This is a genomic window from Achromobacter denitrificans NBRC 15125 (genome assembly GCF_001571365.1).
Lineage (GTDB): Bacteria > Pseudomonadota > Gammaproteobacteria > Burkholderiales > Burkholderiaceae_B > Achromobacter > Achromobacter denitrificans.
The window spans coordinates 40,237-65,232 of the sequence record NZ_BCTQ01000020.1 but is presented as its reverse complement, the minus strand read 5'-3'; the positions used below and the strand labels follow the sequence as shown (position 1 = coordinate 65,232).

At 65.0% G+C, this 24,996-nt stretch carries 37 protein-coding genes; 17 read left to right on the top strand and 20 right to left on the bottom strand.

Annotation, left to right across the window (positions count from 1 at the left end):
• The first annotated feature begins 77 nt into the window (after window positions 1-77).
• The gene (locus ADE01S_RS17605) at window positions 78-494 is read left to right on the top strand and encodes a YidB family protein (RefSeq protein WP_062683019.1); all 417 of its coding nucleotides are present in this window, start codon (window positions 78-80) and stop codon (window positions 492-494) included.
• A gap of 130 nt (window positions 495-624) precedes the next feature.
• Here ADE01S_RS17605 and ADE01S_RS17600 read toward each other — a convergent pair whose 3' ends face one another.
• Window positions 625-1,593 carry a hypothetical protein gene (locus ADE01S_RS17600; RefSeq protein WP_062683018.1) on the bottom strand — a complete coding sequence of 323 codons (969 nt, stop codon included), beginning with the start codon at window positions 1,591-1,593 and terminating at the stop codon, window positions 625-627.
• Between the two features lie 544 nt (window positions 1,594-2,137).
• On the opposite strand from ADE01S_RS17600, the gene ADE01S_RS17595 reads away from it, so the two are divergent.
• The 3 genes from ADE01S_RS17595 to ADE01S_RS17585 all read left to right on the top strand — a co-directional run bounded on the left by ADE01S_RS17595 (window position 2,138) and on the right by ADE01S_RS17585 (window position 7,007).
• Window positions 2,138-4,171 carry an alkyl/aryl-sulfatase gene (locus ADE01S_RS17595; RefSeq protein ID WP_242663386.1) on the top strand — a complete coding sequence of 678 codons (2,034 nt, stop codon included), beginning with the start codon at window positions 2,138-2,140 and terminating at the stop codon, window positions 4,169-4,171.
• 159 nt (window positions 4,172-4,330) lie between these two features.
• Complete coding sequence (locus tag ADE01S_RS17590; protein ID WP_062683017.1) at window positions 4,331-4,735, top strand: DUF2946 family protein; 405 nt, start codon at window positions 4,331-4,333, stop codon at window positions 4,733-4,735.
• Between the two features lie 208 nt (window positions 4,736-4,943).
• On the top strand, window positions 4,944-7,007 hold the full coding sequence (locus ADE01S_RS17585; protein ID WP_062683016.1) for a TonB-dependent copper receptor: 2,064 nt from the start codon (window positions 4,944-4,946) through the stop codon (window positions 7,005-7,007).
• Window positions 7,008-7,254: 247 nt separating this feature from the next.
• On the opposite strand, the gene ADE01S_RS17580 is transcribed toward ADE01S_RS17585, so the two are convergent.
• From ADE01S_RS17580 to ADE01S_RS31285, 17 genes are all read right to left on the bottom strand, one after another.
• Window positions 7,255-8,478: a site-specific integrase gene (locus ADE01S_RS17580; protein ID WP_062683015.1), complete on the bottom strand. Its 1,224-nt coding sequence runs from the start codon at window positions 8,476-8,478 to the stop codon at window positions 7,255-7,257.
• Window positions 8,475-8,672, bottom strand: coding sequence for an excisionase family protein (gene xisR, locus ADE01S_RS17575; RefSeq protein ID WP_062683014.1), 198 nt, complete (start codon window positions 8,670-8,672; stop codon window positions 8,475-8,477). Before xisR ends, ADE01S_RS17580 begins: the two co-directional genes overlap by 4 nt.
• Entirely contained in the window at window positions 8,669-8,854 is a 186-nt protein-coding gene (locus tag ADE01S_RS17570; RefSeq protein WP_062683013.1) for a hypothetical protein, read from the bottom strand. Before ADE01S_RS17570 ends, xisR begins: the two co-directional genes overlap by 4 nt.
• The gene (locus tag ADE01S_RS17565) at window positions 8,847-9,359 is read right to left on the bottom strand and encodes a class I SAM-dependent methyltransferase (RefSeq protein WP_062683012.1); all 513 of its coding nucleotides are present in this window, start codon (window positions 9,357-9,359) and stop codon (window positions 8,847-8,849) included. Before ADE01S_RS17565 ends, ADE01S_RS17570 begins: the two co-directional genes overlap by 8 nt.
• Window positions 9,352-10,329 carry a hypothetical protein gene (locus tag ADE01S_RS31630; RefSeq protein WP_131828715.1) on the bottom strand — a complete coding sequence of 326 codons (978 nt, stop codon included), beginning with the start codon at window positions 10,327-10,329 and terminating at the stop codon, window positions 9,352-9,354. The genes ADE01S_RS17565 and ADE01S_RS31630 overlap by 8 nt, the downstream gene beginning before the upstream one ends.
• Window positions 10,326-10,568 (bottom strand): hypothetical protein, encoded by a 243-nt coding sequence (locus ADE01S_RS17555; protein ID WP_062683010.1) that lies wholly within the window; start codon window positions 10,566-10,568, stop codon window positions 10,326-10,328. The genes ADE01S_RS31630 and ADE01S_RS17555 overlap by 4 nt, the downstream gene beginning before the upstream one ends.
• Window positions 10,568-11,479 carry a phiTE_015 family protein gene (locus ADE01S_RS32135; protein WP_075873248.1) on the bottom strand — a complete coding sequence of 304 codons (912 nt, stop codon included), beginning with the start codon at window positions 11,477-11,479 and terminating at the stop codon, window positions 10,568-10,570. The genes ADE01S_RS17555 and ADE01S_RS32135 overlap by 1 nt, the downstream gene beginning before the upstream one ends.
• A gap of 37 nt (window positions 11,480-11,516) precedes the next feature.
• Window positions 11,517-12,152 (bottom strand): lambda exonuclease family protein, encoded by a 636-nt coding sequence (locus ADE01S_RS17545; protein ID WP_062683009.1) that lies wholly within the window; start codon window positions 12,150-12,152, stop codon window positions 11,517-11,519.
• A complete protein-coding gene (locus ADE01S_RS17540; protein WP_075873247.1) occupies window positions 12,152-12,925 on the bottom strand; it encodes an ERF family protein in 774 nt (257 codons plus the stop codon). The genes ADE01S_RS17545 and ADE01S_RS17540 overlap by 1 nt, the downstream gene beginning before the upstream one ends.
• 7 nt (window positions 12,926-12,932) lie before the next feature.
• Entirely contained in the window at window positions 12,933-14,033 is a 1,101-nt protein-coding gene (locus ADE01S_RS17535; protein WP_062683008.1) for a hypothetical protein, read from the bottom strand.
• 1 nt (window position 14,034) lies between these two features.
• Window positions 14,035-14,202, bottom strand: coding sequence for a hypothetical protein (locus ADE01S_RS31810; RefSeq protein WP_087881360.1), 168 nt, complete (start codon window positions 14,200-14,202; stop codon window positions 14,035-14,037).
• Window positions 14,202-14,567, bottom strand: coding sequence for a hypothetical protein (locus ADE01S_RS17530; RefSeq protein ID WP_062683007.1), 366 nt, complete (start codon window positions 14,565-14,567; stop codon window positions 14,202-14,204). Before ADE01S_RS17530 ends, ADE01S_RS31810 begins: the two co-directional genes overlap by 1 nt.
• Window positions 14,568-14,652: 85 nt before the next feature.
• The gene (locus ADE01S_RS17525) at window positions 14,653-15,021 is read right to left on the bottom strand and encodes a hypothetical protein (RefSeq protein WP_088146988.1); all 369 of its coding nucleotides are present in this window, start codon (window positions 15,019-15,021) and stop codon (window positions 14,653-14,655) included.
• Between the two features lie 2 nt (window positions 15,022-15,023).
• Complete coding sequence (locus tag ADE01S_RS17520; RefSeq protein ID WP_062683005.1) at window positions 15,024-15,269, bottom strand: hypothetical protein; 246 nt, start codon at window positions 15,267-15,269, stop codon at window positions 15,024-15,026.
• Between the two features lie 37 nt (window positions 15,270-15,306).
• The gene (locus tag ADE01S_RS32130; protein ID WP_082775834.1) at window positions 15,307-16,092 is read right to left on the bottom strand and encodes a pentapeptide repeat-containing protein; all 786 of its coding nucleotides are present in this window, start codon (window positions 16,090-16,092) and stop codon (window positions 15,307-15,309) included.
• A 169-nt stretch (window positions 16,093-16,261) separates the two neighbouring features.
• A complete protein-coding gene (locus tag ADE01S_RS31625; protein WP_131828714.1) occupies window positions 16,262-16,777 on the bottom strand; it encodes a hypothetical protein in 516 nt (171 codons plus the stop codon).
• A 481-nt stretch (window positions 16,778-17,258) separates the two neighbouring features.
• Window positions 17,259-17,687: a helix-turn-helix transcriptional regulator gene (locus ADE01S_RS31285; protein ID WP_165695611.1), complete on the bottom strand. Its 429-nt coding sequence runs from the start codon at window positions 17,685-17,687 to the stop codon at window positions 17,259-17,261.
• Between ADE01S_RS31285 and ADE01S_RS32310 the strand changes: the two genes are divergently transcribed.
• Both ADE01S_RS32310 and ADE01S_RS17505 read left to right on the top strand, forming a co-directional pair.
• Window positions 17,686-17,979, top strand: coding sequence for a transcriptional regulator (locus ADE01S_RS32310; RefSeq protein ID WP_062683004.1), 294 nt, complete (start codon window positions 17,686-17,688; stop codon window positions 17,977-17,979). The two genes, ADE01S_RS31285 and ADE01S_RS32310, sit on opposite strands and share 2 nt — an antisense overlap.
• A 22-nt stretch (window positions 17,980-18,001) precedes the next feature.
• Complete coding sequence (locus ADE01S_RS17505) at window positions 18,002-18,196, top strand: hypothetical protein (protein ID WP_062683003.1); 195 nt, start codon at window positions 18,002-18,004, stop codon at window positions 18,194-18,196.
• Between the two features lies 1 nt (window position 18,197).
• Here ADE01S_RS17505 and ADE01S_RS17500 read toward each other — a convergent pair whose 3' ends face one another.
• Window positions 18,198-18,473 (bottom strand): CRISPR-associated endonuclease Cas2, encoded by a 276-nt coding sequence (locus ADE01S_RS17500; RefSeq protein WP_062683002.1) that lies wholly within the window; start codon window positions 18,471-18,473, stop codon window positions 18,198-18,200.
• A 105-nt stretch (window positions 18,474-18,578) separates the two neighbouring features.
• Window positions 18,579-18,752, bottom strand: coding sequence for a hypothetical protein (locus tag ADE01S_RS31620; RefSeq protein WP_156494257.1), 174 nt, complete (start codon window positions 18,750-18,752; stop codon window positions 18,579-18,581).
• A 65-nt stretch (window positions 18,753-18,817) separates the two neighbouring features.
• Between ADE01S_RS31620 and ADE01S_RS17495 the strand changes: the two genes are divergently transcribed.
• The 11 genes from ADE01S_RS17495 (at window position 18,818) to ADE01S_RS17450 (ending at window position 24,982) form a co-directional block, all read left to right on the top strand.
• Window positions 18,818-19,129 carry a hypothetical protein gene (locus tag ADE01S_RS17495; protein ID WP_062683001.1) on the top strand — a complete coding sequence of 104 codons (312 nt, stop codon included), beginning with the start codon at window positions 18,818-18,820 and terminating at the stop codon, window positions 19,127-19,129.
• Between the two features lies 1 nt (window position 19,130).
• On the top strand, window positions 19,131-19,586 hold the full coding sequence (locus ADE01S_RS17490) for a recombination protein NinB (RefSeq protein WP_062683000.1): 456 nt from the start codon (window positions 19,131-19,133) through the stop codon (window positions 19,584-19,586).
• Window positions 19,586-20,203: an HNH endonuclease signature motif containing protein gene (locus ADE01S_RS32305; protein ID WP_082775832.1), complete on the top strand. Its 618-nt coding sequence runs from the start codon at window positions 19,586-19,588 to the stop codon at window positions 20,201-20,203. The genes ADE01S_RS17490 and ADE01S_RS32305 overlap by 1 nt, the downstream gene beginning before the upstream one ends.
• On the top strand, window positions 20,196-20,600 hold the full coding sequence (locus ADE01S_RS17485) for a nuclease domain-containing protein (protein ID WP_062683065.1): 405 nt from the start codon (window positions 20,196-20,198) through the stop codon (window positions 20,598-20,600). Before ADE01S_RS32305 ends, ADE01S_RS17485 begins: the two co-directional genes overlap by 8 nt.
• Window positions 20,597-21,514: a hypothetical protein gene (locus ADE01S_RS31615; protein ID WP_131828712.1), complete on the top strand. Its 918-nt coding sequence runs from the start codon at window positions 20,597-20,599 to the stop codon at window positions 21,512-21,514. The genes ADE01S_RS17485 and ADE01S_RS31615 overlap by 4 nt, the downstream gene beginning before the upstream one ends.
• Window positions 21,511-22,866, top strand: a complete 1,356-nt coding sequence (locus ADE01S_RS17470) for a replicative DNA helicase (protein WP_062682997.1) — start codon at window positions 21,511-21,513, stop codon at window positions 22,864-22,866. Before ADE01S_RS31615 ends, ADE01S_RS17470 begins: the two co-directional genes overlap by 4 nt.
• A gap of 2 nt (window positions 22,867-22,868) precedes the next feature.
• Complete coding sequence (locus tag ADE01S_RS17465; RefSeq protein WP_062682996.1) at window positions 22,869-23,084, top strand: hypothetical protein; 216 nt, start codon at window positions 22,869-22,871, stop codon at window positions 23,082-23,084.
• The gene (locus ADE01S_RS32125) at window positions 23,081-23,827 is read left to right on the top strand and encodes a hypothetical protein (protein WP_242663385.1); all 747 of its coding nucleotides are present in this window, start codon (window positions 23,081-23,083) and stop codon (window positions 23,825-23,827) included. Before ADE01S_RS17465 ends, ADE01S_RS32125 begins: the two co-directional genes overlap by 4 nt.
• Complete coding sequence (locus ADE01S_RS17455; protein ID WP_062682995.1) at window positions 23,824-24,246, top strand: hypothetical protein; 423 nt, start codon at window positions 23,824-23,826, stop codon at window positions 24,244-24,246. Before ADE01S_RS32125 ends, ADE01S_RS17455 begins: the two co-directional genes overlap by 4 nt.
• 98 nt (window positions 24,247-24,344) lie before the next feature.
• Window positions 24,345-24,527 (top strand): hypothetical protein, encoded by a 183-nt coding sequence (locus ADE01S_RS31610; RefSeq protein WP_131828711.1) that lies wholly within the window; start codon window positions 24,345-24,347, stop codon window positions 24,525-24,527.
• A gap of 5 nt (window positions 24,528-24,532) precedes the next feature.
• Window positions 24,533-24,982: a hypothetical protein gene (locus ADE01S_RS17450; protein ID WP_131828710.1), complete on the top strand. Its 450-nt coding sequence runs from the start codon at window positions 24,533-24,535 to the stop codon at window positions 24,980-24,982.
• Window positions 24,983-24,996 lie beyond the last annotated feature (14 nt).

Here is a 24,996-nt window from a genome sequence, read left to right as displayed (position 1 = left end):
AACCGGGCCATGGGATGACGCGCATGGCCTCGGACAGGGGCCTATACTGGTTCTCCGATTTTTTGAGGAGCACGATGATGAGCCTATTGGATTCCTTGGCCTCGATGGCCGGCGGCGGTCAGCAAGGGGGCTCGGCGTCGCTGCTGCCCGCGCTGATCGAGCAATTGAACAAGTACCCGGGCGGCCTGGCCGGCCTGATCGCAAGCTTCCAGAAGGGCGGCCTGAGCGAGATCGTGGCGTCGTGGGTGGGCACCGGCCAGAACATGCCCGTCAGCGCCGACCAGCTCGGTTCCGTGCTGGATCCCGGCGTAGTCAATGAACTGGCCGCCAAGACCGGCCAGGACACGGATTCCGTGCTGGGTTCGCTGTCCGCGCTGCTGCCGCAGCTGGTGGACAAGGCCACGCCCAACGGCGAAGTCCAGGGCGAGCAGCAATTCAACCCGGCCGACCTGCTGGCTTCGCTGTCGGGCCTGTTCGGCAATCGCGCAGGGTAGTTTCCCTTGCCCGGGCTGTTCCTCGAACAGCCCGCCCTGCGGCCGGTCTGCGTGCCCCTGGCATGCCGCGTGCCGGCGACGGTAATCCCATTCCAATCGCGGCCGCAGTTCGCCCCGGCGGCCTGAACCGCTAGAAGCTCACGGCCAGGCCGACCGAAAACCCGGATACGTTGGTGCCGAAGACGTAGCGGCCCACCAGCCGGGTGCGCGTGATGATCATGTCGTACGCGCTGGAGTCCAGCTCCAGGCCGAGGCCCACGGAGGTCAGCCGGTCGAAGCCCAGGATGCCGCGCTGGTCGCCGAGGAACTCGGAGTGCGTGAGTTCCAGCACGTAGCGCAGCGGCCGCTGCAGCAGGATCGCGCCCGTGGGCGCGCGATAGCGCGCCCACAGGTTCGCCGACTGCGCGGTGGCCTGGCCGCGCACGGCGGCGGAGCTGTCGAAGCTCCGCAGGCGCATGTCGGAATAGCGCAGTTCCACGTCCACTTCGTAGCCCGGCCGGTAGTGCTCGTAGTCCAGCATCAGCGAGCCGCCCAGGCCGTAGGCGTTGAGCGAGCCCTTGTCGAGGAAATCGATGTCGGTGTCGGTCTGCCGTCCGACGTACCAGCTGGCTGCGCGCAGGTCGCTGGTGACGTTGCCCAGCGCGAAGTTGAAGATAGGGCGCAGCTTGAGTTCGTCGGTCAGTTTGAAGTCCCAGCCTATCCCGCCCGTGGCCGACAGGCTGTTCCATTTCGTGGGGATGCGGCGGGACTCCGCGCCTTGCGTGGCGACGAAGGTCGGGTCATAGCGGCTCGCGGCCAGCACGCCTTCCAGGTAGATGGGGACGGAGTCGGAGATCGTGTCCCCGCCGCCCAGTTGCGTCATGAAGAATTCGGTCGATCCGCTGGTCGATCCGCCGCCGCTGCCGATGTTGAGCGAGCTGGTCGTGATGTCGGGCACGATGGAGAACGACATCAGGGCGAGCACGCCGTTGGCGCGCTTTTGCAGGTCGTCCTGGGTGAGCCGCAGGCCTTGCTGCGCCTGCGCCGCGCCGCAGCAGCAGGACAGCACGCCAAGCAGGCTGAGCACGCGCCGCTTCGCCCCGCTGACGGAATGCCGCATGCAAATCTCCGAGTGTATGCATTGACAACGCGCTACGCCGGTCTGGCGCCCGGACGGCAAGGGGGAGCCGGCTCGGGCAGATTACACGGATGCCGGAAAGGGCTCAAGAATCCCGCGCGCTGCCTCGGGCGCGGCCCGGGGAAGGGCGCCGGGCCGCAGTTGCATTTGCGGCACTCATGCTTGATTCCATCGAAATTATGTGTACGATTTATGCATCTTGGCGCACACGCGACCGTCAAGCCGTTACCGCGTTTCACTCGTACGTATTGTCAAAATACCGGGAGGGTGGTTGGATGCAACGATGGCCTGGGTTTCCTGCTTGCACCGCGGCTGACGCCGCGCACACCCACGGCCGCACCGGCCGCGCCACCGTCCTTCCCCCCCATCCCCCCTCCTGTTCCTCCAGCCCAGACCGTCAGCCCCGCGCGCGCGTTCCCGGCTCCATGGCCGAACGCCAGCGTTTTCCCGCATACGCGTGACCTCATTGCCTGACCGGGCCGCGTTCCGACGTGACCCATCCATACCCCATGTTTGGAGACACGTCATGATGAAGCCCCCTCGCAGTATGAACGCCCCTTCCGAATTCCCCGACCGCCGCGCCAGGGCGCCAAAGCACCGGCTGGCGCGATGGGCTCTGAGCGCGCTGGCGCTGTCCCTGGCGGGCGGCGCCTGGTCGGCCGAGCAACCCAAGCCCGCCGAGGTCGCGACCAAGAACGCCAACGCGGCGCTGCTGAAGGAACTGCCGTTTTCCGACAAGACGTCGTTCGAGCTGGCGCACAAGGGCTTCATCGCGCCGCTGCCCGCGGGCATGATCAAGGGCGCCCAGGGCAACCTGGTCTGGGACCCCGGCAAATACGATTTCATCAAGGAAGGCGCCGCGGCGCCGGACACCGTCAATCCCAGCCTCTGGCGCCAGTCCCAGTTGCTGAACATTTCGGGTCTCTTCCAGGTCACCGACGGCATCTACCAGGTGCGCAACTACGACCTCTCCAACATGACGATCGTCGAGGGCAAGGAAGGCCTGACGATCATGGATCCCCTCATCTCCACCGAAACGGCCAAGGCCGCGCTCGACCTCTACTACCAGCACCGCCCGAAGAAGCCCGTGGTGGCCGTGATCTACACGCACAGCCACGTGGACCACTACGGCGGCGTGCGCGGCGTGGTGGACGAAGCGGACGTCAAGGCGGGCAAGGTCAAGATCTATGCGCCGCTGGGCTTTCTCGAACACGCCGTGGCCGAGAACGTGATGGCCGGCACCGCCATGAGCCGCCGCGCCAGCTACATGTACGGCAACCTGCTGCCGCCCAGCCCCACCGGCCAGGTGGGCGCCGGGCTGGGCACCACCACGTCCGCCGGAACGGTCACGCTGATCCCGCCCACGGACATCATCGAGAAGACCGGCGAAAAGCGCACCATCGACGGGCTCACGTACGAGTTCCTGTATGCGCCGGGCAGCGAGGCGCCCGCCGAGATGCTCTACTACATCAAGGAAAAGAAGGCGCTCAACACCGCCGAGGACTCCACCCACACGCTGCACAACACCTATTCGCTGCGCGGCGCCAAGATCCGCGATCCGCTGGCCTGGTCGAAATACCTGAACGAGGCCCTGGCCCTGTGGGGCGACGATGTGGAAGTGATGTACGCCATGCACCATTGGCCGGTGTGGGGCCAGAAGGCGGTCCAGGAGCAGCTGGGCATGCAGCGCGACATGTACCGCTACATCAACGACGAGACCTTGCGGCTGGCCAACATGGGCTACAACAAGGAAGAGATCGCCGAGCAGGTCAAGCTGCCCGAGACCATCGCCACCAAGTTCTCGAACCGCGGCTATTACGGTTCGGTGAACCATGACGTGCGCGCCACCTACGTGCTCTATCTGGGCTGGTTCAATGGCAATCCGGCCACGTTGCACACGCTGCCCATCCAGGAAGCTTCCAAGCGCTACGTGGACATGATGGGCGGCGTCGACGCCATCCTGAAGAAGGCGCGCGAGTACTACCAGAAGGGCGACTATCGCTGGGTCGCGGAAGTGGTGAACTACGCGGTCTTCGCCGACCCCGACAACCAGGAAGCCAAGAACCTGCAGGCCGACGCGCTGGAGCAGATGGGGTACCAGGCAGAAAGCGGGCCGTGGCGCAACTTCTACCTGACCGGCGCCAAGGAACTGCGCGAAGGCGTGCAGAAGCTGCCCGTGCCGGACACCGCCAGCCCGGACACGGTGCGCGCGATGACGCTCGACATGCTGTTCGACTATTTCGCCGTGCGCCTGAACCGCGAGAAGGCCGCCGGCAAGCACGTCGTGCTCAACCTGGACTTCACCGACACCAAGCAGCAGTACATGCTGGAAATGGTGAACAGCGTGCTCAACCACACCGAGGGCAAGCAGTCCAAGGAGCCGACGGCCGGCATGACGCTCAGCCGCGAGACGCTCAACCGCATGATGCTCAAGGAAATGACGCTCAAGGACGCCATCGACAAGGGCGAGGTGAAGGTCACCGGCGATCAGCAGAAGATCACGGACATGTTCGCCGCTCTGGACAACTTCGAGTTCTGGTTCAACATCGTCACGCCTTGATGGTGAACGGGCCGGGACGGGAATCCCGGCCTTCCCGACGCCTGGCGCCGGATATTGTCGGAGATCATGTCCCGGCGCGAAACCGCTGGTGGCCGCGTGCCGCAGGCGGCATTTGCTCCGTCTTCGCGTGCTACCATCTGCACCGATCAAGGGATGCGAATGTACACACGAGTCCTCGCCAACAGACGATGCGTCGCGCTAGCCGCGGCGCTTCTGTTCGTCTTCCAGGCGTTGATCGCATCTTCGGCCCTGGCCGCATCCGGCCTCGCGTCCGGCAAGGCGGGCGCCCTCACCATCATCTGCACGGCGAGCGGTCCTCGCGTCGTCGCGCTAGACATCCAGCGTCCCGCGCAAGATGCCGAGCAGCACAGCGGCGCCTTGCCGCATTGCTGCGTCACCGGCTGCGCGATGCTCGGCGGCGCCACGCTTCCCGAGCTGTTCGTCCTGGCCTGGCTCCTGCCCGCCGTCACGCCCGTCGTGCCGCGGCCGAGCGTCGAGGTCCACTTCTCCAGCGCGCTGGCGAGGCTGCCGCAGAAATCGCGCGCGCCGCCGTTCACGGCCTGATTCCGCTCCCACGTTACCGATGCGTTTCGCGCGCGGCCCCCGGCCGCGCGCGCGATGACGCGCGCTTGCGCGCCGCCGGCGCCGCCCTGGCGCGGACGTAAACCGGTTTCGCTTCCTGCGCACCCGCGCCGCCCCTGGGCGGCTGGCGCCGCGCGGCCCTGGCCGCCGCGGCGGGTGCGGGCCATGGATTTTGCAGATAGAACCCGACATGTACCAGAAAGACGTATTCCTGCGCATCACCTCCCTCGCGGCCGCCCTGGCCGCCAGCTCTCCCGCCTGGGGCCAGGCCACCGACGCGAACGCCGTCGCCACCATGGATCCGGTGGTGATCACGGGCGTGGCGCCCAGCGCGCCCCTGACCTTCACGACAGATCCGAAGATCCCGCGCCAGCCGCTGCCGGCGAGCGACGGCACGGATTACCTCAAGACCATTCCCGGCTTCTCCTCCATCCGCAACGGCGGGACCAACGGCGATCCGGTCCTGCGCGGGATGTTCGGTTCGCGCCTGAATCTCCTGACCAACGGCACGTCCATGCCCGGCGCCTGCCCCGCCCGCATGGATGCGCCCAGCTCCTATATCTCACCCGAGAACTTCGACCAGCTCACGGTCATCAAGGGGCCGCAGACCGTGCTGTGGGGCCCGGGCGCATCGGCCGGCACGGTCAAGTTCGACCGCGACACGCCGCGCTTCACCGAGCCGGGGGTGCGTTTCGACGGCAGCCTGCTGGGCGGCTCCTTCGGCCGCAACGACCAGGCCGCCGACCTGACGGTGGGCAACGACAAGGTGTACACGCGCGTCACGGCCAATCACTCCCATTCGCAGGACTACGAGGACGGCGACGGCAACAAGGTGCCGTCCCGCTGGGACAAGTGGAACGCGGACGTCACGCTGGGCTTCACCCCGGACGCCGACACCCTGTATGAGCTGACCGCGGGCACCGGCGACGGCGAGGCCCGCTACGCGGGCCGCGGCATGGACGGCTCGCAATTCAAGCGCGAGAGCTTCGGCCTGCGGTTCGAGAAGCGCAACATCGGGACGGTCCTCAACAAGGTCGAGGCGCAGCTGTACTACAACTACGCGGATCACGTGATGGACAACTACACGCTGCGCGCGCCCGACCCGATGAGCGCCATGCCCATGCGCATGGCGGCCGACGTCGACCGCGCCACCTGGGGAGGACGTTTCGCCAGCACCTGGAACCTGTCCCGGGACGTCGATGTCGTGACCGGCCTGGACTTCCAGCAAAGCCGCCATCGTTCCCGCAGCGGCATGGGCGCAGTCTCCTATCGCAGCCAGCCCTGGGTCAAGGACGCGGACTTCTCCAATACCGGCCTGTTCGGCGAAGTGACCTGGCGCGCCGCGCCGGGCAGCCGCGTCATCGGCGGCGCGCGCGTGGACTGGGCCTCCGCCAAGGACTTCCGCCAGGACGACGGCGGCATGATGATGCCCATGCCCAATCCCACCGCCGGCGAACGCCGCAACGACACGCTGCCCAGCGGGTTCCTGCGCTACGAGCAGGACCTGGAAACCCTGCCGGCCACCCTCTACGTCGGCCTGGGACACGTGGAGCGTTTCCCCGACTACTGGGAGCTGTTCTCGCCGGATCGCGGGCCGGCCGGCACGGTCAACGCCTTCAGCGGCGTGAAGCCCGAAAAGACCACGCAGCTGGACTTCGGCGCGCAGTACCGGACGGAGACGGTGGACGCCTGGTTCTCGGGCTACGCGGGCTATATCGACGACTACATCCTGTTCAACTACACCTCGGGCGGCATGATGGGATCCTCGTCCCAGGCGACCAACGTGGACGCCAGGATCGCCGGCGGCGAGCTGGGCGCGTCCTACAAGATCGCGCCGAGCTGGAAGCTGGGCGCCACGCTGGCCTATGCCTGGGGGCAGAACCGCAGCGACGGCAGGGCCTTGCCGCAGATGCCGCCGCTGGAAGCCAAGCTCAGCGCCGCCTACGACGACGGCACCTGGTCGGCCGGCGCCCTGTGGCGCATCGTCGCCGCGCAGAAGCGCTACGCCTTGAACGAAGGCAACGTGGTCGGCAAGGACTTCGGCCCCAGCGCCGGCTTCGGCGTCTTCTCCATCAATGGCGGCTACGCGGTCAACAAGCAGGTCCAGCTGTCGATGGGCGTGGACAATCTGTTCGACAAGACCTACAGCGAGCACCTGAACCTCGCGGGGAACGCCGGCTTCGGCTACGCCGCCAACACCGCGGTGAACGAGCCCGGCCGCACGTTCTGGGCGCGCGTGAGCTTCAAGTATTGAAGCATCGGGCCCGGGTTGCCGTGGGCCGGAAGCCGGCCTCCGCCGCCCCGCCGGCTTTCCCGGGGCGCGGCACACGGCCGGGATGAACCGTCCGGCCAAAGAAAAAGCCGCCCGGCATAATGCCGGGCGGCCATTCGTACTTGAGGGCAGATAATCCTGCACAAGGCAGGACTTGCTAATCTGGTGGAGCCGGGGGGAATTGAACTGCCGGCTGGCCTGATTTCTTGGGGGGAATATGTCCCAAAAATCAGCCGCTTACAGTGCCAGTTTTGCCCGCCGCCTGGTCTGCGTGTGAAACCGGTGTGAATGCGCCGGCCCTCTGGAAGTTCTTCGGGATGAACTTCCCGTAGATCTTGAATACCATCTCGACGTCGGTGTGGCCGAGCTGGTCCGCAATGTACCAGGGATTCGCGCCCGCAGTCAGCCGCGTGCTGGCATAGGTATGCCGCATCTGGTATGGGTTGCGGTAGCGCACGCCGGCGCGCTTGCACAGGGGCTGCCAGAGGGATTTTCGGATCTGCGCATCCGATGCCCATGGCTCGTTCTTGCGCGGGTCGTGCCAGATTCTGCCGCCGGTCAGGAAGGTGAACGCCTTCTGGGCCTTGAGCGCCGCCAGTGCCAGGGGTGACAGGTCCACGTCGCGTATGCCCGCCTGCGTCTTCGGCGCCTTGCGCACCTGGGCGGCCTTGCCTTCGACCATGCCCGTCACGATGTTGTCGTCGATGCGCACGCGCCCATGCACCCAATCGACGCTCGACCATTCCACGGCCTGAATTTCACCCGGGCGCAATCCGGCTTCGAACCAGAACTGGATCAGCGGCAGTTCGTCGGCTCGCGCCGCCTTGCACAGCGCTGCAACCTCGTCCATGTCGAACGGGTCGACCTCGTAGTTGCTCTTGGTGGCCGTCTGCTTGATCAGCTTGCCCAGGGCGATCCGGTCCAGCGGGTTGCTGTCCAGCAACTCGTCGTTCACGGCATCATCCAGGACCGAGCGGAGCGGCGTCAGCCGGTTGCGCACCGTCTTGCCCGTGACGCCCATGCCGGCGATCCAGGCGCGCAGGTCGGCCGGCGCCAGTTCGTTGACGGGTGTATCACCCCAGCGCGGCCGGAGGTAATGCCGGATCGCCTTGGCATAGCCCAGCAGCGTGGACGCGGAGATGCTGCCGTTGGCGGCCTGCTTCTCGTAGAGGGCAAGCTGCGCGTCCAGCAGCGCGCCCAGTAGCAGCTTCGCGCCTGGAATCGCAGCCTGGTTCGGCTCCATCCTGGCCGCAGCCGGCGAATCCGGAAAGTAGGCGCGGTAGCTGAATGTGCCGTCGGTGATCTTGCGGCGGATCTCGGCACGCAGGCCGGCGGCATATTCCAGATAGGACTTCGTGACCTTGCCCGCGGGCAGCAGCTCGCGGCACTGCTCGCCGCGGTAGCTGAAGGCGATCTGCAGGCGCGGGCCGTCCTTCAGTTCCCGGATGGTCACGCCGCGCGGCAGCTTTGGCTCTGATCCTGCTCGACCCATTTCTCCACTTCCTCGGTGTTGATCCAGATGCAGCCGTCGGCCGCCTTCTTGTAATGGACGCCGTCAGTCCAGATCCGTCGGCGATTTTTAGCATAGATGGCGTCCGGCGTATCCCCGGACAGCTCGCAGTACTTGTTCAGCTTCACCCACTTCATGGTTGCTGCTCCTTTAATGACGCATCGCCCGCGGGCGTGCGCGATATATGAGGCATTTCCGCCAGCAGCGCCATGGCGTCGGCATATGCGCGCATGGCTCGGTGTTCGTCAATCCGGTCGGCCCCGAGGGTTTCGGCGCACTCGCGAAGCTGGGCGGCCAGGCGGGCGATCAGGTCAGCCATAAACGGCCCCTCCGTCGGTGTGCTGGGTCGGGTAGGGCGGCTTCATGAACGTCAGCCAATGCGTCTTCTCGCGCTTGCCCGACTTGTGACCAAACAGCGGCCGGTGATCGGTGAGCGCCAGAATCTGGCTGACCGGGATCTGGACTTCCGCCCACTTGAAGATCAGGACGCCTTCCGGCTTGAGTACGCGGAAGCACTCGGCGAGGCCTCGGCGCAGATCGTCCTGCCAGTCGTCGCCCAGAATCCCGTACTTGGCGCGCAGCCAGGAATCCCGGCCGGCGCGGCGAAGGTGCGGCGGGTCGAACACCACCAGCCCGAACGTGTCGGCGGCGAACGGGATGGCCCGGAAATCCATGTTCAGATCTGGCGTGATGTTGAACACGCGGCCGTCGCAGAGGGTGTGCTCTTCGCTGCGGATGTCACCGAACAGGGCGCGCTGATCTTGGCGGTCGAACCACATCATGCGGCCACCGCAGCACGGGTCCAGCACGGTCGCGTCATTCATCGCTATGATCCTTCTGCGCCGGTTGCGCGGTCACACCGGTGCCATAGACTCGCTCGACCATCGGTGCGCGCCTTTCGGCGGCGGTGCGCTTGCGTCCGTTGGGCGCGCCGCTGCTGAGCACCGGTTGCGCGGACAGGGCGGCGCGGGCGTTGTCGAAAGCCTTTTGCACTTCGTCCGGCATCCGACCGTAATGGCGCTTTTGCAGGACTTCCACAAGTTCGTGCAATGCATCGCGCACCGCGTCGCTGGCCTGGGGCGGGGCATAGGCCAGTTCCAAGATCAAGTCGGGATCCTGCTGCTTCACGTCGTGCTTATTTGGAGGCCGTTCGAGCGCCGCGTCCCGCCAGTTCGGGGCCGGAGAGCGCGGGTGCGTCACGCGCCAAGCCACCGCCTCCCCGGCTACAGGGGCGCTTGCTAGGGCAGAGTAGTAGACAGGAGTGCCAACGGGCATTTCCCAAGCGCTACGGTCTTTTGCCCATTCGAGATGCCGGGAAACTTCATCGCCTGCAACGTGTGCTACAGGCGCACTTGAGGTTGGGTGATCCGCCTCCGTGCCTTCAGGCATAGTCCCCCATTCGGTAGCCTGATTTCGCCGGTCTTGGTAAGCCTGCTGCTCTTGCCGGGCTTTCTCCCGCAGAGCCTCGGCCATCTTCGCCATGGGCGATTCAACGACTACAGGGGCGCTTGCCGTCCGGTTGGCATGCTTGCGCCACATGGTCGCCGCTGCAAGCAAATCACTTTGTGCCTGCGATCCTGTCGGTTGCGCAAAGGCCATTCTGTCCAGACGGTCCGCCAGCTTGTCACCGTCCGCCCGCTCATCGGCTACAGGGGCGCGCAGCGCGGACAGCAGGGCGGATTCGACGGCGCGGGCGAAAGGAACAGGCCCGAGGAAGCCGCCACCTAGACGGTCCCTGATGGCCTTGATTTCGTCATCCGTCAGCCCAGGCTGGGCGGAGTTGTTCTGGTTCATGGCCTTCTCTTAGTGGTGGGCTGGGCGGCAAGCTGCCAGCAGACGGGTTTCTCGGTATCCAGGCGGCGAACCAGCCCCAGCTTCTCCAGGCGCAGAAGCCACGCCCGCACAGCACCACTGTGCTGTTGTTGGTTGCTGCCGAACCGCGGGCGCACTCTGTCGGCCACATCCCTGGTCAGAAGCGCGCCAGGGCCCGCCAGTGCGGCGATAACCTTTTTCTCGTATTCGCTGAGTTCCATCACGCCTCCTTCCGCACGGACTGCTGGGCGGCAATATGGTCCACGATGGCATCGAACTGATCGGGAGTTGGATAGCTACCGCGCTCCAGTCCGATGACCTCGCTGGCCGCGGCCACCTGGTTCGCGCCGTTCGCCTCGTCCGCAATGGACTGGCGCACGATGCGATATCGCGCCGCATCCAGCGCATCGCCAGCAGCGGGAGCGGCAACCGAAGTGCGGGCGGCCTGCCAGATTTCCCACGCGGTATAAGTCTGCATGAGGTAGTACTCCCCGCACGCATCACGCCGCACCGCTCTGTCGGCCATGTCCTTGGTGGCATCGTTCCGGGTAAACCACGCCTCGAACGCCTGGCGCTCGTCCTGCGCATCCCCAGGCGCTGAAGGGGCGGGCAAAGCGTGCGCGCCGTTGTAGATGCAGCGCGAGCCCTGCTTTTCGACGGCGGGGGTGATCGTGACGGTGATTTCGCGGCCCATTACCTCGTACAGCTTCTTGGCCTGCTCGCTGGTGGGATGGCACTTGATGCGGAAGGCGATATTCACGCTGCCACCTTCCATGAGAACCGCCGAAAATCCCAGAACGTCCACCGGATCCAGGACGATGTCAGAAGGGCCGCCCAGGCCGAAGCCAATCACGACCGCGGCGCCCTTGAGTTCATGCTTGAACTTCAATTCCTCGACCAGATCGCCGAAGACGCGCTGCGTGGGCTCGGCCGGAACCATGGATTCCTGGCGTTCGCTGTCGTCGATCCTGTAGAACGCGTGGCGCAGGCGCGGGTGCAGTTCGCTGAGGATGATGTTGGAGTCGGTGAAATTGATGTACAGGTCGGCCGCGCCGGCGGGCTCTTCGCCATGGCGTTCGATCCGGGGCTTGAACTGGGCAAGCTTGGCGGTCTGCTGGTACAGGGTGAACATTCGGGATTGCTCCGTAGGTTGTGCTGCTGGGGAAGGGTTAGGCGGCGATCTGCGTGAGCTGCTGGTGTAGCCGGGTCACGCGGCGCTCGAAGTCGAGCAGGTCGGATTCCATGGCCTCGATGGCGTCGTCGTCGCGCTTGATGCGGACGATGGTCAGCTTGCGGCCGATGGCCTCCAGGTCGGGCGCCCACAGGACCAGGTCGACCCACTGCCGGCCCAGCAGCCACATGGCGCCGTTGCACTGGTCAACGTACTCGCTGATGTCGCCGGACACGACGGCGGTGAACAGGGTGTTGGACGACACCATGGTCTTGATCTCGACGATGCCGTCTTCGTCGACCAGGCCGTCCACGCTGACGCCGAACTTGCGGTCATCGGTGGTGATGAACCCCGCCTCTTCGACGAACCGGCCGGTCGCGGCCTCGTAGGCAGCGCGGGCGTGCGGCTCCTGTTCGGTGCCGAAGCGCATGGCGCCGTTCACGAACACCTCGGCCGCCTTGCCGCCGGCGCGCTCGCGGGCCACGTCCATGGCGTAGTTCAGGCAGTTCTTGGACGGCTCCTTGCTTTTCAGCCGGTCGCGGCAGTCCTTGAAGCGGCTGCCGGTAATGACGCCTCGGCGCGCTTCCAGCCACTCGGGCGTACCCTGGGGCTCCTTGTGGAAGATCAGATCCATTATTTGGTCTCCTGCTTGAGCATGTTGCGTTTGTCGCTGTAGGCCGTCTTGAACGCGGCGAAGGCGGCCAGGTTGTTGGTTTGCTCAATCGCCTTGCATCCGTCCTGCCAGACCGTGGCCGCCTCATCAAGCGTTTCAGCCTGGGCCAGCTTGCTGATCCACTCGTCGCGCAGGTCTTCGGCTGCGTGCGCGGCGCCGTTCCCGTCGTTGTCGTCTTTCTGTTCGGACAGGCCGGTGATCGCCTTGAGCGTGTAGCGCTCCAAGTAGGTCTTGGTGCTGGCGCGGGCCTGGATGGCGTTCTTGGCGCCGCCGTTGTCCGGAGGGCCACCCATGCTGACGCTTTCCTCGTGGCCGCCCACGTGACGCAAGTAGCAGGTCACCTCCATCCAGTCCTTTTCGTCGCGCGTGAGCTTCCAGGACGACGACAGGCCATGCTTGGAGAGCGCCGGCGTGACCGCATTGACGACGTCGTGCAGCTCGGCGTAGGCCTTCCCCCTCAACGGGCCATCCGTGACGTCCTTGCCCTTGATGATCTTGACCGCTTCGGCCTTGAAGTTGGCGAACGCCTCGTCGTAGGCCTTCTTGGCCTCGGCCTTGGCCCAGCGCTCCTGCAGGTCCATCATCTTCTCGACCTGTTCCAGCGTGGCGCCTTGCTGCACGGCCGCCAGCATCATGCCCATGGGAGAATTGGCGGCCAGCGCGGGCAGGTGTCCAGGGTTTGGTTCGGGGCGGGGGGCCACTGCGCGGGCCGGGGCATCGATGATTTCGGTCATGGCTTCCTCAATAGGTGATGCGGATGTTGGGGATCTGGCCCTTGGCGATCAGCTTGATCGCCTGCTTGGCGCAGTCCTCGGGCATGCCGCCATGGACGAACGCATCCAGGGCAGCGCGATTGATGCCGGCCTTGTGGGCCATGTCTTCCTCGCGGCGCTGGGCCTCGGCTGCTGCCGCGGCCTGTTCGTCGGCGATGCGCTGGCGTTCGGCCGCGGCGGCCTGCTCGGCAGCCTGGCGGGCGCGCTGTTCGGCCTGCGCAGCGGCTTCACGCTCGCGCACTACGGCGGCCTGGCGGTCGAGTTCGGCCTGTTGCTCTGCAGCGATACGGCGCTGCTCGGCCAACTGGGCATTCAGGCGGGCAGTTTCGGCGGCGGCCAGGGCTTCAGCTTCGCGGCGCGCGGCGGCGTCGCGTTCGGCCTGGGCGCGGGCCTCGGCTTCGCGCTTGGCGCGCTCGGCAGCCTCGCGGGCGATGCGCTCGTCGCGCTCCTTCTGCTCGCGCTCCGCTTCGGCGGCGCGCAGGCGCGCCAGCTCGGCCTGCTCGGCGTCGTATTTCTCGCGCGCGGCCAGGGCTTGCGTCAGCGCGTCCAGAGCGCGGGCCTTGACGCGGTGCGCCTCGGCCTCGTATTCCTCCCAGGACGCATCCACAGCCCACGCATTGACCTGTTCAAGGGCCGCGCGCAGCTCGGCCGCATCCAGGTCGCGGTGTTCGTCAGCGCGCAGGCGGAACCATTCGATACCCTGCTGGTGGCGCTGCTGGCGCGTTCCCTCGGCGGCTTCCCACTCGGTGAGCGGCGCGCGCACCTCTTCGGCCAGGGCGTCCAGGGTGTCGCGCATGCGCTTGCGCTCAGCGTCAATGCGCTTGGGCACATCCTTCAGCTCGTCGACCAGCTGCTTGCCCAGGGCGTCGAGCGCGGTCTTGGACTTGCGCACCTTGAACGCCAGGCTGGCGGTGGCCTCGCGGCCCCTCTTCGTCGACATGTCCGGCACGTGGCCGGCCACCTCGGCGCGGATCTTGTCCAGCCACGGTTCCAGGCCGGAGGGCTTCGAATACACCTCCAGCGCGGATTCCTGGGGCGGCAGTTCGGCGAGTTCGGTCGTTTGGGTCATGTCATTCCTTGGCGGCCACAGCGGTCTTGCCGCAGCCTTCGCAGGCGGTGAGGGTGGGGGATTGAGCATCCAGCGTCGGGCCCAGCACGCAGGCCATGAAGACGCCGGCGCAGAGGGCAACGGCACCGATCAGCAGGTCGCCGTGGGCGCGCAGGAGGCGGCGGATCATCACCAGTTCCCCCCGGCGGTTTCGGCCTCGCCAAAGCAGCACGGGCCACACAGCGCCACGGGGTGCACGGTGGGAACCTGCTCGCAGTTCTGGCAGGGCGTTTCCCAATCCTTGTCGCCGTTCTTGAGCTTTGCGCCGCTGGCGGCTGCTGCACGCTTGGCCAGTTGGGCCTGCACCTCGGCGTGGATCTGGTCCATCGAGCCGACCTCGTGCAGCCGCGCCAAGCGCCGCGCTTCGGGCGTCCCGGGCGGGAAATCGGCACGGGCGCCTTGCTGCTTGCCGACGCGGATGCCGCCGCCGACGATTTCGGCCAGGTAGTGGCCGTCATGAAACAGGGCCAGGATGTTGCCGTTGGGTGCGCTCATGCGCTTCTCCGGAGATAGGCCATCGCGGCGTCGCCGGCGAGGGCAATTGCATAAAGGGCGCACAGGCCCCACACGGCGTAGGCCATCATTTGCGGCGCGCCGGCAGTTCGAACGACACGTCCAGCTGCCGGTCCTGGTCCTCGATCGCGTCGGCCAGGTTCTCTACGTAGTGCGCGCTGGCGCCGTCCATAAACTTGCTGAACAGCTCGCCGATCCGGCCGAACGTGTCGCCGTGCGCGTAGGCCCTCGCCACCGCGTCGAAGGCGTCGACCAAGTCCTGCTTGCCGATGCTGTCCTCGTAGACGGCATGCGCGGCCAGCTGGCGGTTCTCGCCGGCGACGCAGTAGCGGACGACCTCCTGCATGCCGTCACGCAGCGCCATGCGCACATCCCAGGTCAGGTCCATGCGCAATTCCTGCGCTGGGGTAAGACGGATTTCGGGGCGGGCGTTCATGATTAATTCCTCGCGTAGCCGGCGGCCACGTCCAGCACGGCACGCTGAGCCAGGGTCTGCTGGGCCGCGTAGTCGCCCTCCTGGTTCGCCATCACGCGGTAGCGGTCGAACTCTGGCTTGAACGCCGTTTCCAGGCGGTCGCGATTCTCGCTGTCGAAAGCCAGCCAGCACGCGGCCAGCTTCTTGACGCCGTTGCCGCCGAACTTCTGCATCGCTGCGACGGCTTGGCAGGTGGTGATCGTGTCCATGGTGTCTCCTTGCCCCTACCGGGGCGGGTGGGGAAGGTCAGGCGGCTTCTTGCTGCTCAGCCGGCCGCTCAGCGCCGGACACGGCCGGCGACATCGTGACGATGGTGTGCAGCACAGGCTTCCACTTCTGCCACCAAGCCAGCGCGCCGAAGGCCATCTCGTTGATCTGCTCATCGGTGAACGACCACCACGCTTCGAGCGCGTGCATCTGGCACCCGATCTGCATGTGGGTCGCGGTGTACGTCACGGGCCACGTGTCGCACTGGATCGCCTTGACCTCGCGCAGGTTGCCGCTGGCGCCCCAGATGCCGCTCAGCTCGGCCAGGTTGGCACCGGCCAGGTTGGCATCGGCCAGGTAGGCATCGGCCAGGTAGGCATCGGCCAGGTAGGCACGGGCCAGGTTGGCACCGGCCAGGTTGGCACGGGCCAGGTTGGCACCGGCCAGGTAGGCATCGGCCAGGTAGGCATCGGCCAGGTTGGCATCGGCCAGGTTGGCACGGGCCAGGTTGGCACCGGCCAGGTAGGCATCGGCCAGGTAGGCATCGGCCAGGTTGGCATCGGCCAGGTAGGCACGGGCCAGGTTGGCACCGGCCAGGTTGGCACGGGCCAGGTTGGCACCGGCCAGGTAGGCATCGGCCAGGTTGGCATCGGCCAGGTTGGCACGGGCCAGGTTGGCACCGGCCAGGTAGGCATCGGCCAGGTAGGCACGGGCCTCCACCGCCTGCTCCAGCGCCACGCGGGTAATCAGCCCGCTCTCGGTGCCCTCGGGCACATCGGCCGTGAACAGCACGGCGCCGGAAATGCTTTTGATCTGGTGCTTCAAGGCCTTTCTCCCATGTTGCTCACCGGGTGGTGAGGCGTTGGGAGAAGTATAGAAAAGCTGAACTTATGTTGTCAACAAAATCTATACCTTTGTCTAGAAAAAGTTGATGCCATGCGGAGGAGGCAAAAAAATGGCCACCCGAAGGCGGCCTGATTTGGTGCTTATGGTCCTATAAGAGCTGAACGCTACTGGGCCGAGATCCAGGCGAAGGTTTGGCCGGTGATGCGGGTTTACGCGGATAGGTTCTTGCCTTCCTGATCGCTGCAGAGGCCCCGCGGGTGCTAAATCTTGCGACGGCAAACTTACCGCTCTCTAATGGCATCGCGAATCCGATTTCGCCGCCACTCTCAAATGCGGCTAGCGATTTATCGAACTGGTCGATCACGTACAGTTTTTGGCCACCAACTTCGAAGCAAGTAGTCGAAATTGGCAGCGCACCTACAGGTGAATTGATCATCATCGGGTAGCCGGCATCAACCTCACAAGAAGCTGGCATGGTGACGTATGCCCTGCATGACTGTTCATCTATGGAACAAATGACTCCAGTGGCAAGTGCAGCGTCATTCGTTACACGGGCGATCTGAAAACCTTCGATGAGTTGGAGCGACCAAGACTCATTGGCTGCATAGGCTGCTGTAGCGCAGCAAAATACCGAAATACCAATAGCAAATTTCTTCATCGTCATTGTTCATGCTCCTACCCAAGGCCGTGCAAATCCCAAGTGCTGGTTCATCACCACCCATAGGGATTGCCACGCTTGGTGCCACTCGTTCCGGTGTATGGGTTGGAATTACCTTTGGTCGACCAGTTGTTGTTCAGGGAGGAATCCGGCATCGAACGCTGATGAGGGGCTACATAGGTCCCATCCCGTTTCGTGTAGCCACCGACGCTATTGCTGTTCCAGTTGGAGCCTGTGCCGTAGCTGGGTGTCGGCGCTCGGGGCATTGAGGGAGTGGAGTAGCCGCTACCGCGAGATGGCTGAGAACCGTACGACCGGCTGCCGCCATAGTACTGAGCTAAAGCGGATGTGCTAAATGCGATGGAAGCGAGCGCAGCGCAGAGCTGTAAGGCGTGCCGCATGGTTATCTCCAGAAATGTTATACGGATTTTGTCACATTCAACGTAAAGCTCTACCGCAACAGGGAACTAGAGTACGGTGCCGCGGGCTAGGCGGCTTCTTCGGCTCCACCGCTTTTGACGACGGGTGCAGAGGTGAATGCTCTTACTTGATTGATGACCCAGTCTTCAATGGCCTCTTTCTGACCTGGGGTGAGCCTGTCGAAAGAATCTTTCGACACTCTGGGGAACGGCCAATCACCGGGTGTAGATGCCAGAGGCAACCGACTATTCGTCAGCTCGGCGATTCTCAACATCTGCGAATAGCTCGGCTCATGTCGGCCGTTTTCCCAAGCAGAGATATTCCCCTTGGTCACGCCTAAGGCATCGCCAAGTTCTGTTTGAGTCATTGCCGCAGACTGCCGGCTAGCTTTAATCCACACGCTAATTTCCATCGCCCGAGTGTAGAGAGGACCTAAACGGTGTGGGTCTAGTTTTTCTTGACTTTCAAAGTCTAGAATTTCTATACTACGCGACATGAATCCTCCGACCGAACACCCCATCGATAAAGCTGCACGCGTGATTGGTTCCGCGTCGGCCTTGGCTCGGCTTCTTGGTATCACCAAGGGTGCAGTGAGCCAATACAAAGACCCTGACCGCCAGGTGAAGGCAGAGCACTGCCCAATCATTGAGCGCGAAACGCGTGCTCGCGGGGAGGTGGTCCGCTGCGAGGAATTGCGGCCTGACGTCGACTGGGCAGCGCTCCGAATGAGCGGCACCCCCGATGCCTCCCAGTCCGCCCAGCCCCAGCAGGAGGCGAGCCATGTGTAAGCCCACACCCCAGGAGGGCGCGATGAGCGAAGTGAAGACCACTTTCTTTGTGCGACCCAAGACCGTTTGGGTTCTCGGCCATGCCACTTCTGAGGAGGCCGGCGGTTCTGCGGGGACCATTGCAGAGGTCGAGAGCGAAGCCCGGGCCGTGACGTTGGCCCAGGCGTTGGTCAAAGCCACGCCGGGCGCGACTTTGGAACTACACGATGCAACCTGATTTAGGGCCGCTTCCAGACGGCCAGGAGCGTGTCCCAGTCGTTGCCATGCCCCTTGCCTATGCAGTTCTTGGCGTCGATCACCATGAGCTTTTCGTTCTTGTTGATCTTGGTGCCGATGGTGTCCCTGAGCGCCTTGAGCTCCATATTGCTGCGGAGATAGAACACCGAGTACTGCAAGTGCACGGAGGTTCCAAGCGACTCGATCAAGTCTTCGAGCTCTTGATACCGCTCCTGACTGGCATTCGTCAGGTCGTAGGCAATGAAGTAATGCGCCATGAAGGCTTCTCCTGCGGAACGATTGTTGGATGGTTGGTAGCCATGCCAGGTATGTCCTGGCGCCGTCAATCGTATCCGCGGGGGAAGGCCCGCGCAAAACGGCCATCAGTGCACAGCCGCGCCGGCGCGGTCGTCCGTGGCCCACGCCATACGGTCGCGCTCGTTGCACAGCTCACGGAACAGGTCCATCACCGCGGCCTCGCTCGGGTCCACGAAGGTCCGGCGCGCGATGTCCTGGGCGTGCTGCAGAAGCTGTTCGGTTTCGGTCAGTTTTTTCATGCCGCCAGTGTGCGCGGCCCCGCGCTCAGGCGCACTCAGGCTTTTTTGTTCAAGGCTGTATCTCGATGAACGCACCCATACCCATCTCGCAGGTCCCTCAAGCGCCCTCAATGGCGCGCTCGTTCCGGCAGTACCTGACCGATCCGCGGCTCAAGCCCACGGTCATGGAGGCGCTGGGCTGGGACGATAGCCAGGTGAGCCGGTTCCTGTCGGGCACCCAGGGCGTGACCATCGACAAGCTGGACGCCGCCATCGGCGCGCTGGACATGGTGCCGGTGACGCGCCGCTACCTGAACGCCATCCGCGAGCTGGGCAAGACGGGCGCCGCGTGCGTCTGCGCCAGCGAAGGCCGCGGCGAGTGCGGCTGGGACCGCTGATATGCGCCAGCGCCTGCACAACCCCCGCACCTTCTTGCTGATCGGCGCGAGCCAGCAGGCCGCCGCGCAGACGTTCCTGGCCAACCTGCCGCTGGATGCTGACGAGCCGCTGGAAGTGGTCGTGCGCGAGCGCGTGAAGCCGCGCAAGCTGTCTCAGAACGCGCTGATGTGGAAGGGGCCTCTGTCCGACATCGCCGAACAGGCGTGGGTGCTGGGGCAGCGCTTCCCGGCCGAGTCCTGGCATGAACAGTTCAAGCGCGATTTTCTGCCCGAAGAGTTCGACCCGGAGCTGTGCCTGGAAGGCTACCGCAAGTGGGACTACACCCCGCGCGGTGACCGCGTGCTGGTGGGCAGCACCACCATGCTGACCGTCAAGGGCATGGCCCAGTACCTGACGCAGGTAGAGGCCGCTGGCGCCGAGCTGGGCGTGGAGTTCCGCGCGCGAGGGGATCGCTGATGCTCCGTCGCTCGTGGTCCAAAGAGGACAAGGCTATCCTCCAACAGCATTACCGGGATGTCGGTGCTTCCGGCTGCATGCTTCTTCTGCCCGACAGAACCCGCGAAGAAATCCGCGCAATGGCCTCCTATCTAGGTGCGTCGACGAGACGTGCGGCTACGCCGCTCGACCTATTTGAAACGAAGTTCACGAAGGGGCCGGGTTGCTGGCTTTGGCAAGGCGGGCGTAACCGCCTCGGATATGGGCAGTTCTGCGCTGACGCGGTGAAAATCACAGCGCATCGGTTTTCGTACATGGCCTATGTTGGGCCTATCGCGTCGGGGCTGTGCGTGTGCCATCGCTGTGACACGCCTGCCTGCGTCAACCCTAGCCATCTATGGCTGGGTACCAACGCTGAAAACTCGGTTGATCGATCGAATAAAGGGCGGTCTTCGCGCATCTACGGTGAGCAGAATAAAGCGTCAAGGCTGACGGACTGCCAAGTCATGGCGATCCGATCATCGATGGCCTCAGAACGTGTTGTGGCCAGCCAGTATGGGGTTGCCCCATCGACCGTGCATCGAATTCGTACAGGCCAAAGCTGGACACATCTGACGGATGGAGGTGCTCATGCTTAAACGCGCTGTCGCGATGACCCGCAAGACCCCGCTGCGCGCCACCACCGGCCTGCAGCGCACCGCATTCAAGCGCCGCGCGCCGAAGAAGCGCGCCGGCCATGATTCCAAGTACCTGGCCGCGTGCCGCGGCGAACCTTGCTACCTCCAGATCCCGGGCGTGTGTCGCGGCGCGTGCGAGCGCGACAGCGTGGTGCCGTGCCACGCCAATTGGAGCGCCTACGGCAAGGGCATGGGCATCAAGGCTCACGACATCTACACCGTTCCCGGCTGCTTCCGCTGCCATGCGTGCCTGGACAGCGGCTTCTCGCTGACCGGTGACGAGAAGCGCGCGACCTGGGAATGGGCATACAACCGCTGGCTGCCCGTGCGCGCCGGCAAGCTGCAGGAGGCGGCATGAAGCGCCCGTCATTCCAGTTCTACCCCGGCGACTGGACCGGGAACAGCAACCTGCGCCGCTGCACGCATGCCGAGAAGGGCGCCTGGTTGGACATCATGTGCCTGATGCACGACCAGGAAGAGTACGGCGTGCTGCGTTGGCCCATGAAGGAGATCGCGCAGGCTGCGGGCTGCCAGGTGGCCCTGGTGAAGGGCCTGGTTGCCAAAGGCGTCCTGAAGGGCGACGACAAGGTGCTCGCCGAGCCCTTCGTCTACACCCCGCGCAGCGGCCGCAAGGATGGCGAACCCGTCACCCTTGTCACCCCCCAAGATGGCCCGATCTGGTATTCCAGCCGCATGGTGAAGGACGAGTATGTCCGCACCATTCGTGGCGAAGGTTCGCGCTTTGGTGAAGGCAATGATGCAGCATCCAAGGCAGCACCAAAGCAACCATCTAAGTCTTCACCAAAGCCCCCCTTTGGTGACGGCTCTTCTTCTTCATCTTCTTCTTCTCCTTCGGAAAAAGATAATCCCCCCCCACCCCCCGTGACCGGGGGGAGTGCCGGGACGTTGACCGAAAAGAAGGCCCGGGTGAAGTCCGAACGCATGACCCTGAAAACCTTCCTGGACCGTTGCCGAACCTCGGGCGAACGCCCGATCGGTGGCTACGAGCCGTTGCAGACCTACATCGCCGAGGCAAAGCTGCCGGTGGAGTTCGTGAACCTGGCTTGGGCCGAGTTCAAGCGGGACTTCGGCCCCGGCGGTAAGCGCGAGCGCAAGCAGCAGGCCCTCTGGCGCCGGCATTTCCAGAACTTCGTCGAGGGCAATTTCTACCGCCTGTGGTACGCCAAACCCCAGGGTGACGGCATTGCCTACGAGCTGACGACCGTTGGACTGCAGGCTCAGATGGCCACGCAGACCAGGGAGGCCGCATGAACGCGCCGCACCCCCTGGCGGGCCTGGAAGCCGAGCAGCAGTTGCTGAGCTGCCTGCTGGCGAGCGCCGCACACTTCGACCGTATCGGGTCCTTGAAGGCTGAGCACTTCTACGCCGCGCGCCATCGGGCCATCTTCGAGCAGATCGAAGCCCTCATTGCCGAAGGCATCGGGCCTGACAGCCTGGCTGTCTACGATCGGCTGCAGATCCACGCCCCGGAGCATGCCGATCTGGCCTACCTCAGCAGCTTGCTGACGTCGTTCTTCGGTGAGAACGTCGAGCACTACACGGCGGTCGTGATCGAGCGCAGCCGCCGACGCCGCCTAGCCGAGCTGGGCGACCTGATGGCTGGAGCCGCCGCCACTGAGCTCGCCACGCCGGTAATCGACATCATCGACCGAGCGCAAGGTGAGCTTCAGGACATGCTGACGGAGCGCCAGAAGAACGAGCCCGTGCTTGCAGCGGACGACGTGCAGGACATCTTGGACGACCTGGACCGGCGCAGCCGCGGCGAAGGCGAGCAGGGCATTTCCACTGGATTCGTCGACCTTGACGCGCACCTGGGCGGTGGCATTTGGCCGGGAAGCCTGATCATCGTCGCGGCGCGTCCGAAGATGGGCAAAACCGCCTTTTCGCTGAACGTCGCCAGAAACGTTGCCCAGCAGGGCAAGGTGCTGTTCCTGTCGATGGAGATGGACCGTCGTTCGTTGCACCTGCGCAACATTGCGGCCCTCGGTGGCGTGCACATGGCGCATGTGGTCGACGCGAAAAAAATGCGCCAGGAAGACTTTGGCCGTGCGGCGCGCGGTGGCGAACTGCTCCGGAAGCTTGGCCTGTTCGTCCACAACCAAGGCGAGATGACCCTGGCGCAGGTTCGTGCTGTGGCGCGGGCTCATCACCGCCAGCACGGGCTGGATCTGCTGGTCATCGACTACCTGCAGCTCATGCAGGGCGCCGGCGGCGACAACCGCAACACGCAGCTTGAGCAGATCACCCGCGGCCTGAAGGGCATGGCCATGTCCATGGGTATCGGAATCCTGCTGCTGTCGCAGCTGAACCGAAACCTGGAAGCGCGCCCGAACAAGCGCCCCATGGCGTCCGACCTGCGCGACTCCGGCGCCATCGAGCAGGACTGTGACGCCGCGCTCTTCCTGTACCGGGACGAGGTCTACAACCCGAACAGCACGGACCAGGGGATTTGCGAGGTCAACGTCGGCCTGAACCGCCAGGGGGAACCCGGGCGTGTCGGCCTTTCCTTCATCGCCCACGAAAGCCGGTTCGAGAACCTCGCCGCCGGCTGGGAGTTCGGGCGCCCTCAGAAGCCCGTCTACTCGGGAGGTTTGAAAGACTGATCATGGAAAACGAAATCTACGTCCTCGAATGGTCGCAGCGGCAGAGCGGCTTTCACATCCAGCCCCTGGAACACGCGATCAAGGGCAACCGCAAGGCCTTCATGCAGAACCGGCCCTGCGACTACATCGTCGTGCACGTCGGCACCAAAGCCGAATGCGACAGCGCTGCGGAGATGCTACGCCCCGTGGTGATGAAGCGCGCGCAGGTGGCCGCATGACCCTACCGAACCTCACCCCCCAGGGCGCCGACGTGGCGCTCGATCCGATGCAGGGAACGCTGCAGGCCTTCCACGGACGGACGGCGCTGCAATGCCAGGCCCGCGGCTGCGACGGCTGCCTGGTGTGCACCTGCAGGTCGACCGATTTCATGCAGGTCGACCAGAAAAGTGCAGGTAGTGCAGGAGCGGCCCCGGACAGCTTCGCGCGCGCGCCTAAGGTGCCCGAATGTCACCCGCGGCCGGTGTATTCGATCTTCGGCATTGACCCGGGCCCGGAGCAGTCCGGCTGGTGTGTCTACCTGCCTGACCATCACCGCGTGCTGAGCTGCGGCGTGAAGAAGAACTCCGATCTGCTGCGCTACCTGGAGATGGTCAGCCACAGCCGCATCGCCATGGAAATGATCGCCAGCTACGGCATGCCCGTGGGCCGGGAAGTGTTCGAAACCTGCGTCTGGATCGGTCGGTTCATGCAGGCCATGGAACGGCCGGAAGCCGTCGATCTGGTCTACCGCAAGGACGTGAAGATGCACCTGTGCGGCACGACGAAGGCCAAGGACGGGAACGTGCGCCAGGCCATCTTGGACCTCTTCCCGCGCACGGGTGGCGGCGCGACGCCCCAGGTAGGCACCAAGGGGCAGCCCGGACCGCTCTACGGCGTCAGCACCCATGCTTGGCCCGCGCTGGGCGTGGCAATCACGTCCAACGCACGCAGCGGCAGGCAGCCGCAGGAGCGCAAAGCATGAGCACACACGAACAGACCGCGCGGGCCAAGCTGCCGCGCCTGATCCCCGTAGAAGGACGGATGGACGGCTGCTGGCTTTGCGTGGACGCCACGGTATCTTGCCGCGGCGTCACGCCGAAAGACGCGTATGACGGCTGGCTGATGGCGGCGATCATCGAGGCTCAGCCGGTTGAGCCGGTCAAGCCCGCGAGGCGCGCACGCGCACCCAGGCCCAAGCCTGCGCCCGCGGTCAAGCCGGCATCGACGCCAGCCGCCGCTCTGGACATCCCCGTATTCGTGGCCCCGGCGCGCACCAGCAACGCATTGCAGCGCCCGCCGCTCAGCCTGTCGTCCGTGGGCCTGCGCCTGAACGGCGAGCGCGCGCTGGCGGCCCAGCCGAAAACGCCCTCGCTCGCGGGCGGACGGCGGGGAGGGGAGTGATGTTCTGCATCCCGGATATGGGCGCGCTGATAGTTCCCTGGCAGGTCCCGAGCGCATGGAGCTTGCAGAATTCCCAAGCAGCCTACGCGCCAGATTGCATGGCTACGAGGCTGGAGGCGGCAAAGCTGGCCCTGCATAGCCCTGACCGCGTGGAGCGCATGGCCAATGGCCGGGGCTGGCGCCGCAAACTGACCGATGCGCAGATGGACCTGAACCGCCTGATGCAGCAATACGACCCCCGGCGCCCGCCGAAGGGCCACGATCACCCGGAATGGGTCTAGGAGACATGATGCACATCGCAATGCGCGCGACGGCGCCGAACCCGTTCATGCATGCCCAGGCCGACCCGGCCGAAGACCTGATCATGACCTGGTACCGCTACACCCTGGCCTGCCGCCCGCACCTGGGTCATTCCAACGCGTCGCCGATGTTCAAGGACGCCAAGCCCGGGCTCACCCGGGACATTGACGGCCAGGCCGAGCGGGATGAACGCGAGCTACGCATTGCCAGGATGCAGGCCCAGCAGGTCGACGTCTGCATCGACAGCCTGCCCACCTGGCAGATGCGCGCCGCCGTCGACATCCACGCGGGGAACCGGCACGCCGGCAATCGCCTGATGCGCAATGCCCGGATGACGCCCGAGCAACTGCACGAGGCCTACCAGGAAGCCAAGGCGCTCCTTATCCCGATGTTCATCCGTCGAGGGCTGATGGCCGACCCCCTTGCAGGCGGCTGAAACTGGCGTTACTA